The sequence below is a fragment of the Paenibacillus sp. MT124 genome (assembly GCF_058792755.1).
Window position 1 is genome coordinate 1,072,221 of the sequence record NZ_CM179500.1, and the last position, 13,146, is coordinate 1,085,366.

The 13,146-nt window shown below is 48.4% G+C and carries 12 protein-coding genes; 9 read left to right on the forward strand and 3 right to left on the reverse strand.

The features are described from left to right. Positions 1–33 precede the first annotated feature (33 nt). From AC3RCI_RS04920 to AC3RCI_RS04955, 8 genes are all read left to right on the forward strand, one after another. Positions 34–2,052 (forward strand): CotH kinase family protein, encoded by a 2,019-nt coding sequence (locus tag AC3RCI_RS04920; RefSeq protein ID WP_492527752.1) that lies wholly within the window; start codon positions 34–36, stop codon positions 2,050–2,052. Positions 2,053–2,425: 373 nt separating this feature from the next. After that, complete coding sequence (locus AC3RCI_RS04925) at positions 2,426–4,114, forward strand: methyl-accepting chemotaxis protein (protein ID WP_492527754.1); 1,689 nt, start codon at positions 2,426–2,428, stop codon at positions 4,112–4,114. A gap of 35 nt (positions 4,115–4,149) precedes the next feature. Further along, complete coding sequence (locus AC3RCI_RS04930) at positions 4,150–4,794, forward strand: Vat family streptogramin A O-acetyltransferase (protein ID WP_492527756.1); 645 nt, start codon at positions 4,150–4,152, stop codon at positions 4,792–4,794. A 214-nt stretch (positions 4,795–5,008) separates the two neighbouring features. After that, positions 5,009–6,820, forward strand: coding sequence for an ABC transporter substrate-binding protein (locus AC3RCI_RS04935; protein ID WP_492527758.1), 1,812 nt, complete (start codon positions 5,009–5,011; stop codon positions 6,818–6,820). Between the two features lie 71 nt (positions 6,821–6,891). Continuing rightward, positions 6,892–7,902 (forward strand): ABC transporter permease, encoded by a 1,011-nt coding sequence (locus AC3RCI_RS04940; RefSeq protein ID WP_095288759.1) that lies wholly within the window; start codon positions 6,892–6,894, stop codon positions 7,900–7,902. A gap of 1 nt (position 7,903) precedes the next feature. Beyond that, the gene (locus AC3RCI_RS04945) at positions 7,904–8,740 is read left to right on the forward strand and encodes an ABC transporter permease (protein WP_095288760.1); all 837 of its coding nucleotides are present in this window, start codon (positions 7,904–7,906) and stop codon (positions 8,738–8,740) included. Between the two features lie 4 nt (positions 8,741–8,744). Further along, the gene (locus AC3RCI_RS04950) at positions 8,745–9,761 is read left to right on the forward strand and encodes an ABC transporter ATP-binding protein (protein WP_095288761.1); all 1,017 of its coding nucleotides are present in this window, start codon (positions 8,745–8,747) and stop codon (positions 9,759–9,761) included. A 22-nt stretch (positions 9,762–9,783) separates the two neighbouring features. Further along, complete coding sequence (locus AC3RCI_RS04955) at positions 9,784–10,584, forward strand: ABC transporter ATP-binding protein (RefSeq protein WP_336781284.1); 801 nt, start codon at positions 9,784–9,786, stop codon at positions 10,582–10,584. 274 nt (positions 10,585–10,858) lie between these two features. On the opposite strand, the gene AC3RCI_RS04960 is transcribed toward AC3RCI_RS04955, so the two are convergent. Both AC3RCI_RS04960 and AC3RCI_RS04965 read right to left on the reverse strand, forming a co-directional pair. Next, positions 10,859–11,131, reverse strand: coding sequence for an HU family DNA-binding protein (locus AC3RCI_RS04960; protein ID WP_127538529.1), 273 nt, complete (start codon positions 11,129–11,131; stop codon positions 10,859–10,861). A gap of 108 nt (positions 11,132–11,239) precedes the next feature. After that, on the reverse strand, positions 11,240–11,440 hold the full coding sequence (locus tag AC3RCI_RS04965) for a cold-shock protein (RefSeq protein WP_095288763.1): 201 nt from the start codon (positions 11,438–11,440) through the stop codon (positions 11,240–11,242). A 169-nt stretch (positions 11,441–11,609) separates the two neighbouring features. On the opposite strand from AC3RCI_RS04965, the gene AC3RCI_RS04970 reads away from it, so the two are divergent. Further along, positions 11,610–12,527 (forward strand): tyrosine-type recombinase/integrase, encoded by a 918-nt coding sequence (locus tag AC3RCI_RS04970; RefSeq protein WP_492527760.1) that lies wholly within the window; start codon positions 11,610–11,612, stop codon positions 12,525–12,527. Positions 12,528–12,622: 95 nt separating this feature from the next. Here AC3RCI_RS04970 and AC3RCI_RS04975 read toward each other — a convergent pair whose 3' ends face one another. Next, entirely contained in the window at positions 12,623–13,135 is a 513-nt protein-coding gene (locus AC3RCI_RS04975) for a hypothetical protein (protein ID WP_492527762.1), read from the reverse strand. Between the last annotated feature and the right edge of the window lie 11 nt (positions 13,136–13,146).

A 13,146-nucleotide genomic window follows, 5' to 3' on the forward strand; every position in this document is an offset into this window, starting at 1 on the left:
GCCTCAGGTGCTTAACAGAAACCAAGAAGGAGGATGTATCATTTGAATAACTTACTACAAAAATTTGCAGTAACGGCACTGTCTGTGACAATGGTAACGTCATCATTTGGCCTGATCGTTAGCCCTAACGCTGCGTATGCGGCAGAGGATACGGCGGCTACAACGACCAGCACAGACGTTACGCAAGCATACGAATCATTATTCCAGACAGATAATGTCATTGATATCAACGTTACGATTGATGATGCGGATTGGGAGAGCATGCTTGAAAGTCCGCTCGATAAGGATTATAAGAAGGTCAGTGTGGAAGTGGATGGCAACAAGCTGGATAATGTCGGTTTTTCTACCAAAGGCAATCTGACACTGAAGTCCGTGGCATCCATGGAAGATTCGGACCGCTACAGCTTCAGACTGAAGTTTGATAAATACGATAAAACGCAAACCCTGCTTGGCCTCGATAAAATGGTATTGAACAACAACTACGCGGATCCATCGTACATGCGTGAAGTTCTTCACTATGAAGCGCTGCGCAGTATTGGTATGGATGTACCGATGACGAACTACGTCAACCTGTATGTTAACGGCGAATTGGTTGGTTTCTATACGGGTGTTGAAGCGGTGGATGACAGCTACCTGGAGCGGAACTACGGTGAAGATTACGAAGACGGTGTTCTCTATGATACTGACGAGAGAAGTTATCTTCAATATGAAGAGGGCAGCGAATATAGCACACTCACTGAAGATTTGGGTACGGACGAGAATAAAACCAAACTCAAAAACTTTATCAAAACGCTGAATGACATGCCTGAAGGAGAAAAAGGCGATATCGAGAGCGTACTCGACGTTGATTCCGCACTTCAGTATATCGCGGGGAACATGGTCTTCGGCAACTATGACAGCTATAACGGCGACAAAGGGCATAACTACATGCTCTACAGCGATGCCGATGGCAAGTTCACGGTTGTACCGTGGGACTTCAACATGTCCTTCAATGGGTATTCGGGTGGAGGCGGACGTGGAACAACGACAACCGGATCAACTACGACCAACACCAATGCAACGAACGTATCCGTGGACGAGCCTGTACTTGGCATAAGCATGGAAAATGTACCGATGATTAACAACCTGCTTGCCGTGCCGGAGTATAAGGAAAAATACTTGAGCTACGTCAACGAGCTGACGGATTACCTGGAAGGTATCCAGGGCCGTATTACAGAACTTGCTGATGTCATCCGTCCTTATGTAGAAGCAGATCCAACCAAATTCTACACAACCGAACAGTTCGAATCCAATATCGCTTACTCTGCTAACTCAGATGCAGCAGGCAGTATGGGTGGAACACCACCGGAAGGATTCGAAGGCATGACTCCGCCAGAGGGCATGGAGGGAATGACACCTCCGGAAGGTTTTGAAGGAATGACACCTCCAGATGGAACGACATCACCTTCGCAGCCGGATGGCACCAGCGGAACAGAACCAACAGATGCAGCAGGGGGGACAGGAAATACACAGACACGTCCCGGCGGTAACTTCGGCGGTGGCAGAGGCATGGGCTCCATGGCAGCAGGATCGCTGACGACGTTTGCCCTGAACCGACTTGCGAACTTGCAAGAGCAGCTCGGACGCGAAGTGACACCGCTGCCTGAGACTACGGAAGATGCAGGCTCGGAAACTTCTTCTGAAACGGGAACAACAGACCCAACCATTTCCGTTACTTTGGATGGCCAAGCGATTTCGTTCCCGGATCAGGATCCGCTGGAGCAGAGTGGCCGGGTAATGGTACCTGTTAATGCCATTCTTGAAGCGCTGGGTGCAGAAGTGACTTGGGACAAAACGGCGAAGACGGTAACTGCTGTTCTGAACGACCAGACACTTGTACTCCGGATTGGAAGCAGCACGGCAACGGTTAATGGGGAGACGCTTGATATCGATGCACCAGCCATTATCCTAAACAACCGTACACTGGTGCCTGTACGCTTTATCTCTGAAGGATTGGGACTAACTGTCGATTGGGACCAAACGGCAGCACAAGTAAGTCTTACATCCCAATAATCTAGAATGGAAAAAGGGACTCGATGCGCACATCGGGTCTCTTTTTTGTTCCTTTTTTCCATGTGTTATGTTCAGTAATCCCTATATTAAAACCGTCCTTGTATTCTTCTAGTGAGTATGAATATATGAATCCAGACATATTGATTTGATCTATTCATGACATCAGAATTTCCAACCGGAAGGACATTCGCACATGATTACGGAAAACACGGAAATGTTTTGGTTTTTTCATTGAATAATTGTGATAAATATCACTGAAAACTTATAAATAATGTGAATGTACCTACCGATAACTCTATATGTGATTATCGAAATCGATTCGAAATTCGCTTCGGTATCACCTAATTACAAAGGGAAATGGGTGGCTCAACACATGCGAAGCATGAGCATCGGTACCAAAATCAGTTTGATTGTTATCAGCATATTTATCGTATTTTCCTCAGCCGTGGCGGTAAGTGTAATTCTGGAAATGAGACAGGGGATTACGACATTTGCAACGGAAAAGGCGAAGCGGGATTTGGAGATGGCGGATCGAATTATTACATACAAACACCCCGGCGACTGGGCCATCAAGGATGGCGAGCTTTACAAAGGTGATACCGCAATGGAGGGCAACTTCGAACTTGTGGATGAAATTGGGGAGGCATCTGGAGACACAGTTACCATTTTCCGTGGCGAAGAGCGCGTGGCAACAAACGTAATGATGGATGGCGAGCGCGCTGTCGGGACGAAAGTATCGGAACAGGTCGCCCAGGCTGTTTTGCAGCAGGGGGAGAAATTCTACGGTGAGGCCGTTGTCGTTGGACAGAATGTACAGACGGCATATCAACCGATCAAGGATGCAACCGGGGAAATCATCGGAATTCTCTATGTAGGGGCATCTCAATCGCTGATTGATGTCATTATTTCTTCATTTCTGAAGACCTTTCTGATCGTATTCCTGCTCGCGATGGGGGTAGCCATTACAGCCATTATTCTGTACGTCCGCAGAGTGAAATTAAGAATCGAACGGGTGTCTATGGCCATCAAGCGTGCAGGCACGGGGGACTTCACTGAGCCGGTTGTCGATCACGTCCAGGACGAGATTGGCATGCTGGGTACCGGGTACAACGAGATGAGAAGCAGCTTACAACTGATTATTCAGGGTGGCCTTCAAGCGGGGGAGAAAGCTAAGCATTCGACCGGAATTCTCTTGACCATTGCGGAACGGACGGCACGGGAATCGGAACAGATTGCTTCGTCGGTGGAACAGGTCGCGAGAGGGGCAGAGAGCCAGACCATCAGTAGCGAAGAGAACCTGCAGGCCATGGAAGAGGTGGCCATTGGAGTGCAGCGGATGGCAGACAAGGCCTCCAGCATCTCGGAATCTGCCCTGTACTCCCGCAGGCAGGCGGAAACCGGAGGAGAAGCAGTGCAGCTGACGGTTCAGCAGATGTCGACGATCGAATCCTCCGTTACAACAACGGATGAAGTCATTCGTACGCTGGAAGAGAAGTCTGCCCAGATAAGCCAGATGGTTACCACCATTCATGAGATTGCGAATCAAACCAATCTTCTCGCTCTTAATGCATCCATTGAAGCTGCCAGAGCAGGGGAGCATGGCAGAGGCTTTGCCGTCGTGTCTACCGAGGTTCGCAAATTGGCTGAACAGGCCGGGGACTCTTCGAGCCGCATTGAGGAACTGGTCAAAGCCATGGAGCAGGACATGCTGCTGTCACTAACAGCCATGTCACGAGTGAAAGATGAGGTGCAGGAAGGAATGCGCTTGACCCGTGTAACGGAACAAAACTTCAGCCTGATCCGGGACACAAACTTAAGGATCGCAACGGAAATTGAGGACATGGCAGCGACGAGTGAGGAGATGTCCGCCGGCGTGGAACAGATCGTTGCTTCCGTGCACGAGATTGCACGCCATGCGCAGACGGCCAGTGTCAATTCGCAGCAGGCTGCCGCTTCGGTTCATGAACAGCTCAAGTCGGTGGAACAGATTAAGGCGTCCGCAGCGGTGCTGTCCGATGTTTCCTCGGAGCTTCAGGCATCGCTCAGCCCGTTTAAGATCTAATATCTGTTACAATGGTGGAAAAAGGAGGAATAAGTATGGCTCCCGATAAATCAAAACTTTTCCCCAACGAGAATATTCGCACCGTTTGTTATATTCAAAATTTGCCGCCTCGCCCCAATGTGGACATCGGTGACTATACCTACTATAGCGACAATAGTAATCCGCCTGAACATTTCTATGACCGAATCCTGCATCATTATGATTTTCTTGGGGATCGCCTGGTGATCGGCAAGTTTTGTGCGATTGCAGAAGGTGTGACCTTCATTATGAATGGTGCAAACCACCGGATGGAGGGCATGACGACCTATCCTTTCAATATTTTCGGTGGAGGATGGGAGAGAGTGACGCCCACTCTGGATCAGCTGCCATTTAAGGGCGATACCGTACTGGGTAACGACGTATGGCTTGGGCAAAATGTAACGATTATGCCAGGCGTCACGATCGGCGACGGAGCCATCGTTGCGTCCAATTCGACGGTAACACGGAACATCGAGCCGTATGTCATTGTGGGTGGCAACCCAGCCAAGCTGATCAAAAAGCGCTTTGACGACGAAACGATTGAGCTGCTGCTGGAACTGAAATGGTGGGATCAGGATGAAGAGTGGCTGGATACCCATTTGGAACAATTGGTTTCCACATATGACTTGCAGACATTGAAGGAACTTTTAAATAGCAGATAGGATTGGTTTTCAAAAAAACAAGGCAACAGCTGGTTCCTGACGGAGCCGGCTGTTTTTATTTGGACACCATATGCCTACACCCTTTGGCCTAGCCGCAAAAAAATAATGTCTCGACATTGAGGAAAGAGGTGGAATGTTTCATGTGATATATCTCATAGAATATCGTTAAGTAAGCGCTTCCAAATACCAATATGAATTCACGGAGGGGTTCAGGATGCGAGTCAAGAGTGCTGCAAAACCGCTCATCGCCCTGTTATTGTCGGCTGCTCTATTGGCCGGATGCCAAAGTGTTCAGCCACCGTCGGTAAGTGAACCGCAAGGAACGGTAGATCCACCAGCTGCAACGACCCAAAATGAACCGGCCCCACAAACCAATAAGGAGACTCCGCGCAACGAGACGCTGTATGTCAATGGATTGCAGTGGGGCCCCCCCACCAATTTCAATCTGCTCAGCGGCAATCCCGCCTTCCCTGTGAATTACGGAAACTCCAGGGAGCTCCTGTATGAGACCTTATTTATGGTGAACCAGCTGGATGGAGCACTTGAGCCGCTGCTCGGCAAGTCATACGAATGGACGGATGACACTACGCTGCGGATCGAGCTGAACGCGGATGCCAAGTGGAGTGACGGGAAGCCTTTTACCGCAGATGATGTGGTGTACACCTATGAACTGGGCAAGAAATACGACATTAACTGGAGCAGTTTCTGGACCTATATTCAGGAAGTGAAAGCTGATGGAACCCAGTCCGTGGAAATCAAGCTGAACCCGGATAATCCCAACAAACTGACCGTACTGGATAGCATTGAGTTGATCCCTATGCTGCCGAAGCATATCTGGGAAGAGATTGAGAAGAAAAATAATAATGATCTGACAGCGATCCGCAAAGAAATCAACGATAACCCGGTGGGCACCGGAGCTTACAAGCTGCACTTCTACAATGATCAGAAAATTACCATTATTCGCGACGATAACTACTGGGGACAAAAGCTGTTCGGCAAGCTGCCGGCACCGAAGTATATCACCCATGTGATCTACAAGGATAATGCGGCAGGGGATCTGGCGTTCAAGAGTGGGCAAGTGGACGTCTCCCAACAGTTTATCCCGCAGGTGTGGAAAATGTGGGAAGGCGGCGCTCCGGTCAAAACCTATTTGAAAGATGCTCCTTACTATCTCCCGGGTTCCATGCCGAGCATCTTCTTCAATCTATCCAAAGCCGGACTGGATAACGCAGATGTCCGCCGGGCCATTGCCATGAGCATCAACTATGACAAGATCTCCGAACTGGCAATGAGCGGTTATTCTGCACCGATGCAGCCTTCGCTGACCTTGAACTCGGATGCCGAGTCCAAATATATTGATCAGAATGCAATCAAGTCTCTGCAGTGGACCACCGATGTGGAAGGGGCCAATGCGCTGCTTGATTCGATTGGGGCTGTCAAAGGCAAAGATGGCATTCGTGTACTGAACGGTACCCGTCTCGGGCCGTTTGAAATTGAATGTCCGTATGGCTGGTCAGACTGGAATGCTGCCCTGGAGATCGTTGCGCAGAGTGCCAAGGCGATTGGCATTGAGATTCGAACCAAATTCCCGGAATCTCCGGTGTGGACCAATGACCTGCAAACCGGCAAATTCGATATTATTATGAACACCCCTGCGGGCGGCGTGAGTCCGAGCCAGCCGTGGAACCGTGCCATGACCATCATGTATTCAAAAGGCGTCGCACCACTCGGGGAGATGGCATTCTGGAACTGGGGCCGTTACCAGAATGACCGTGCAGACGCAATCATTGAAGAGATTCCTTCCGTATCCGATGAGGCAAAACTGAAAGCACTGTACACAGAGCTTAATACGATCTGGCTGAAAGACATCCCGTCCATTCCTCTGATGTATAGACCGTGGGTTTTTGATACCGTAAATGAGTCCGTCTGGAAAGGCTTCCCTTCCGAAGGGGACGGTACCAATATTCCACCGCAGATTTCCATGGATGGCGCAGGTATCAAGGCACTTTACCAAATTCATAATTAGGAGATACAAGAGCGTTCTCACCTTAGTACAAATATGGCCTTATCCGTAAAATTCGGGGGGTGCTGGATCCAATGAATGCCTACGCCAGATATGTAGCGAAAAAAGTGTTCTGGTATGGCCTGACCCTGATCATTGCCGTCGGATTGAATTTTATTCTGCCAAGACTGATTGAAGGCAACCCGGTGAGCATGATCGCGTCCAAAATGACCGCAGGCATGACCGACTCGGATTCCATCAAGCGGGTGTATGAGACATTTACCGTTGAATTTGGTATTGATCAGCCCCTGTGGACCCAGTTTGGCATTTACCTGAAAAATCTCTTCACAGGCAATCTCGGCACGTCCTTCGGATTGTATCCGAAGCCTGTAACGGACATTCTGGCCTCCGCCGTCCCTTGGACGGTGGGGCTTCAGCTCCCAGCTATCCTGGTGGGCTGGTTAATCGGCAATTTGCTCGGTGCCATCGCGGCGTACCGGAAAGGTGTTTTTGATAAAGTGCTGTTTCCTGTAGCGCTGTTTATTAATTCCATTCCTTTTTTCACTCTGGCTATTATTATGCTGTATGTCTTTGCTTTAACACTGAAATGGTTTCCGCTGTCCGGTGGATACGACTTCCAGATGGTACCTCAGCTAAGCTTCGACTTTATCATGTCGGTCATACGCCACCATACCTTGCCGTTCCTGTCCATTGTGCTCGTAACCATTGGCGGTCAGGCGATAGGCATGCGAGAGATGTCGATCTACGAGCTGAATTCGGACTATGTGCTGTACAGCAAACTCCTTGGTATCCGGGACGGCCGCATTGCCCGCTATGTGTTCCGCAATGCCATGCTGCCGCAGATCACGGGACTGGCGCTCTCCATTGGCACCATGGTTGGTGGATCGCTAATCTGTGAAATTGTGTTCAGTTATCCGGGCATTGGCACCTGGCTGTTCACAGCTATACGTCAGCTCGATTATCCGCTCATTTCAGGATGTACACTGCTGATTGCCGTTGCCGTGCTGCTGGCCAATTTCACGATTGATGTAATCTATGGCTTCATTGATCCGCGCATCAAGGCTGCTCAAATGGAGGAACAATGACATGAAGCATTCGATCTCTATTTTGCTGAAGTCGCCCAAGTTTATGATCGGTGCGGTGACTTTTGTAGGCATGCTGCTGCTTGTTACCATCTATCCGCTCATCAATCGCAGTGATCCGCTGGAAATGATTGCGATGGCGTTCCAGCCTCCGGGGGATGGATTGCTGCTGGGATCAGACAACTTTGGGCGCGATATCTTTCTGGAATTGATGTATGGCATCCAGACATCCATACGGGTGGGGCTGATCGCGGGCGTTTTTGCAACGGTCATAGGTCTGATTATGGGCTTGGTATCCGGATATATCGGGGGCATGCTGGACAATTTCCTGACAGCAGTTACGAATATTTTCATCGTGATTCCTTCTTTTATCATTTTGATTCTCATCTCGGTCAGTATCGATTCCCGCAGTTCGCTCGTAACGGCCATTATTATTGGCATCACGAGCTGGCCCTGGACAGCCAGGGCGGTACGTGCACAGACAACATCCCTGCGGAGCCGGGATCATGTGCATATTGCGAAAATTTCAGGACATAGCACTCCGCGTATTATTATCCATGAGATTCTGCCGTATATTGCGTCTTATGTTGTCATGGCCTTTGTGCTCCAGACCGCCTCGGGCATTCTGTCCGAAGCCTCCATTTCGATGCTGGGGCTCGGTCCGTATAACACGATATCACTCGGTATTTTGATGAACTGGGCACTGGTATTTGAAGCTCCGGTAGCAGGAGCATGGTGGGCATTCATTCCCGCGGCAATGGCCATTGCCGTCATTACGTTCTCACTCTATCTGATGAATACGGGCATGGACGAAATCTTTAATCCGAAAATAAGGAGCTAAGACCATGGACCAACCTATACTTCAGGTCAGCGGCCTCAAAACCTATTACCGTACCCGGCTTAAAGAGAATGTTTATGCGGTTGACGGGGTAGAGTTTGGACTGAAAGAAGGGCAGACGCTGGGCATTGCGGGGGAGTCCGGCTGCGGCAAGTCAACACTGGCACTCAGCCTGATGGGCTTTTATTTCCCGCCCCTGCATTATGGCAGTGGTTCGATCCGGATCAATGGCACGGACATTATGCAGCTGAACAAGGAGCAGCTGCGCTCCCGCATTCTCGGAAAGGAAATTGCCTATATTCCGCAGGCTGCGATGAATGCACTTAATCCAACGCTGCGCATTATCCGTTTCATCGAGGATATTATGAAGGAGCATCGTCCAGAGATGAAGCGTCAGGAAGTGCGGAGGATGGCAGCCGAGCGTTTCCAATCGCTGAATCTGTCACCGGATGTGCTGGATATGTATCCAAATGAATTGTCCGGTGGCATGAAGCAGAGAACAGTCATTGCCATCTCAACCATTTTGAATCCCAAAGTGCTCATTGCGGATGAACCGACATCCGCTCTGGATGTAACTTCACAGAAGGCGGTTATCCGTCTACTGAAGGATTTGCTGAAACGCGAAGTGATCAAGTCCCTGGTGTTTATCACCCATGAGCTGCCGCTTCTGTATCACGTCACGGATGAGATTATGGTCATGTATGCCGGCGAAATTGTGGAACGGGGAACGGCGGACCAGATGATCTTCAATCCACTGCACCCCTATACCCGTAAACTGATGGGGTCCATCATTGTACCGGAAGAGGGGATGAAGGAACATAAGCTTGCAGCGATACCTGGCGCTCCGCCGAATCTGAAGCATGTGCCTGAAGGCTGTAGATTCGCTGAGCGCTGCACGCTGGTTACAGATGAATGTCGTCAGGGCAAGATTGAGAATATCCAAGTGCAAGAACGGATCTATCGCTGCCTGCTGACACCGGAGATCCTGGAGCAGATCAGGAAAGAGGAGCAGCTTGATTCATGACTCCCGGAAGGAGTGAACCCGCATGGCGATGGGAAAGGTGCTGATCAGCGGCCGTCATTTGACGAAGGTATACGGTACAGGCAACCGTAAAAAGGCGGCAGTAGACGATGTCAGCTTTGATTTTCACGAAGGCGAGATTATTTCGATTGTTGGAGAGAGCGGCAGTGGCAAGACCACACTTGCGAAGATGATTATGGGCCTGCTTAAGGAAACGAGTGGCGCCATCGAATATAACGGAAAACCGAGGCAGCTTGGACGATATCGTGAACGCAAAGCCTATTGGAAGGATATCCAGGCCATTTTCCAGGATCCGTTTTCCTCGTTCAATGTTTTTCACCGGGTAGAGAAGCTGCTCGTGGATTGCATTAAATTGCAAGGGTTGAAGCTCAGCCAGGATGAGGCGTACATCAAAATGAAGGAAGCTTGTTCCTTCGTGAATCTGAAGTTTGAGGAGTTGTATAACAAATATCCGTTTGAGCTGTCCGGTGGACAGATGCAGCGGTTAATGATTGCAAGAATTTTCATGCTGCACCCGAAAGTGCTGATCGCCGATGAGCCCACTTCCATGGTAGATGCCTGTTCGCGCTCCACCATTTTGGATATGCTGCTCAAGCTGCGTGATGAGAACCGGATGACCATTGTGTTTATCACCCATGACGTGGGTCTCGCTTATTATGTGAGCGACACGATCTGCATTATGGAAAACGGGCGGATGGTGGAGACTGGAAAAGCGGAGGAAGTCATTCACCAAGCGGAGCATCCCTATACAAGGCAGTTGATTAATGATGTCCCCAAGATACACTCCCCCTGGGTGTTGGAGTAAACATAAATCAAGCCCTGGACCGTTTATAAGCGGAGCAGGGCTTTTTGTTGTCCAATATGAAAGGGTCTGTTAGCGAGTGGGTGATGATGAAGTGTGTTCAGACTCTGCTGAAGGGGCTGTTGAATGGGTGTGATCCTTTGCGTTATCCTGGTTGGTCTTCTTGTCGGAATAATAGTTAAGAATGTCATCAACCGTAGAAAATGTTGCATGTGCATTATAATTATTGTTGTTCGTTTGAATAAAAACCTTCTTTCCGATACTGTGGTGTGCTGCCTTAATTCAAAGCTTCTTTCATCATCAATCCTGCCGTGAATACAGGGACTTTCCCTGCCGGAAGCTGAATTTCCTTGCCGGTTCTTCGGCTTTTGCCCATACGTGCCTCACGCTCACGCACTTCGAATTTTCCAAACCCGACAAGCTGAACTTCTTGACCTTCCTTTAAAGCTTCCAAAATCGAATCAAGTACGACGGTGACAGCCTTTTCAGCGTTCTTTTTGGAGAATCCGCCAGACTTGGCTACTTCTGCAATCAATTGTTCCTTATCCATGTGTAATCCCTCACTTTGGTTTGATGGAGTATTCGGTTGGTCGAAAGATCTGATAGGACAGGAATCGAATAAAAATAAAAAGCTGCCTGTTAAGGCAGCTTGAATATATTAGATGACTGTAACGTTCTCAGCTTGTGGTCCACGGTTACCTTGGGTTACTTCGAATTGAACGCGTTGTCCTTCATCCAATGTTTTGAACCCGTCACTTTGGATAGCGCTGAAATGAACAAAAACGTCATTTCCTTCTTCAATTTCGATAAAACCGAAACCTTTGTCCGCGTTGAACCATTTCACTGTACCTGTTTGCATGTAATTCCTCCAGAAAATAAGTTTTTAAACGACCATTTTGATTAGGGTTAATAAGAAATTAACACTGATCAGGTATATTCAAACCACAGACTTGATGTCCGCTAATGTATCGATTAATATGATAATACCATGTCCGCTAATATAAGTCAAGATTTGGAGGTTTTTTCTAATGGATAAGGTATCTGGTATGTCGGTACATGGGGAAATGGTTGTTCAGGAATTCATACATATGCTTACCATTCAGGCTAAATTAACTCCCAAAACATTAAAGGAATATGCGAGTGATCTGAAGCATTTTCTTGAATGGTGCAAAGGAAGTACAGCATTTGGAGAAAAGGATATCAGTATTGAAAACATGGATACATCCACGTTAATGAGCTACCGTGATTATTCACACAACGTTTTGCAGCTGAAGCCAGCTACGATTAACCGCAGACTGATTACACTGAAGCGCTTATTCAAATGGGCTGCAGCAGAGTCCAAAATTAGCATTGATCCTTCCAAAACTTTAAAGTTCATTCCGGAAGACAAGGTGAGTCCTCGCCGCATGACACCAGGAGAAGAACAAGCTTTTCTCTCTGCGATCGAACAGGGGAATTCCCTGCGTGATCAGACCATCTTGATCTTGATGTTTCATACGGGGCTGCGGACGATGGAGATATGCAATCTGGAGCCAGTCGATATTGAACTGGGCAAGCGAAGCGGGCAGCTTACGGTGCGGGCCGATAAACGAAACGGACAACGGAGAATTCCGTTGAATACGGTGTGTGTTACGATGTTGAGAAAGTATATGGAAGGTCTGAGTCCAGGTAGCCCTTACCTGTTCCCTTCGGAGAAGACTAATGATCGTTTGACCGAGAGGGCGCTTCGCCATTTGATTAAAAAAGTAATGACCGCAGCCGGATTGGAAGGATTAAGTTCACATGATCTGCGTCATCGGTTTGGCTATGCCATGGCTGAGCGTGTTCCACTGCATCGTCTGGCTGAAATGATGGGACATACGAATCCAGACCGAACGATGATATATGTAAAAGAGTTAAATGCCAATCCCGTAGAGCAGGAGAAGGAATCTCACCATTTGGATTAGATAAAAAGATATAAAGAGTTCTATGCAACCGTAATTAGTATTGCGTTGATCTTAGACTTCATACGAATGATAGCCCTGATCTGCTGTTGAGCGGATCAGGGCTTATTGATGATCTGTGCACCACTTTCAAGCCATTTGTGCGTTCCATCCTCATCTAAACGCTTCTCCATTGTTATGATTGCATACGTTCCATCATGCTTTTCCCAGAACTGAATGGCTTTAGAATGATCAGGATCCAGGAGCAGCGCAGGCATGAAATCTCCATTTTCAAGCAAGGATCTTCGGGCATCCCCGTAATAGACCTGAATGAAAGAGGAGTGCTCTTTGCGGGGAATCTGGTGTTTGGCATGCTCCAAATCATAATATAGCTTCCACTTGCTTAGGTTTTCCTTATCATTATCCTGAACCATAACCTTATGGATTGCCTCTACTCCACCGCTCCACGAACGTGTTAATTTATTCCTTAGATCCTGAGAATAATCTTCCCACATCAATGTTTCCGTAGGCGAATGAAGCTGATCAGATCGAATGGTTTCGGTGATGGCTCCGCTACAAAGCAATACGGTGCCGATCCCTGTGGTTAACAATCCGGCTTGTAATCTGTTCATTTGTAATAACA

Coding starts and splice junctions, on each gene's coding strand:
- AC3RCI_RS04920 (WP_492527752.1), top strand. CDS start 34: ATGTATCATTTGAATAACTTACTACAAAAATTTGCAGTAACGGCACTG.
- AC3RCI_RS04925 (WP_492527754.1), top strand. CDS start 2,426: ATGCGAAGCATGAGCATCGGTACCAAAATCAGTTTGATTGTTATCAGC.
- AC3RCI_RS04930 (WP_492527756.1), top strand. CDS start 4,150: ATGGCTCCCGATAAATCAAAACTTTTCCCCAACGAGAATATTCGCACC.
- AC3RCI_RS04935 (WP_492527758.1), top strand. CDS start 5,009: ATGCGAGTCAAGAGTGCTGCAAAACCGCTCATCGCCCTGTTATTGTCG.
- AC3RCI_RS04940 (WP_095288759.1), top strand. CDS start 6,892: ATGAATGCCTACGCCAGATATGTAGCGAAAAAAGTGTTCTGGTATGGC.
- AC3RCI_RS04945 (WP_095288760.1), top strand. CDS start 7,904: ATGAAGCATTCGATCTCTATTTTGCTGAAGTCGCCCAAGTTTATGATC.
- AC3RCI_RS04950 (WP_095288761.1), top strand. CDS start 8,745: ATGGACCAACCTATACTTCAGGTCAGCGGCCTCAAAACCTATTACCGT.
- AC3RCI_RS04955 (WP_336781284.1), top strand. CDS start 9,784: ATGGCGATGGGAAAGGTGCTGATCAGCGGCCGTCATTTGACGAAGGTA.
- AC3RCI_RS04960 (WP_127538529.1), bottom strand. CDS start 11,131: ATGGATAAGGAACAATTGATTGCAGAAGTAGCCAAGTCTGGCGGATTC.
- AC3RCI_RS04965 (WP_095288763.1), bottom strand. CDS start 11,440: ATGCAAACAGGTACAGTGAAATGGTTCAACGCGGACAAAGGTTTCGGT.
- AC3RCI_RS04970 (WP_492527760.1), top strand. CDS start 11,610: ATGGATAAGGTATCTGGTATGTCGGTACATGGGGAAATGGTTGTTCAG.
- AC3RCI_RS04975 (WP_492527762.1), bottom strand. CDS start 13,135: ATGAACAGATTACAAGCCGGATTGTTAACCACAGGGATCGGCACCGTA.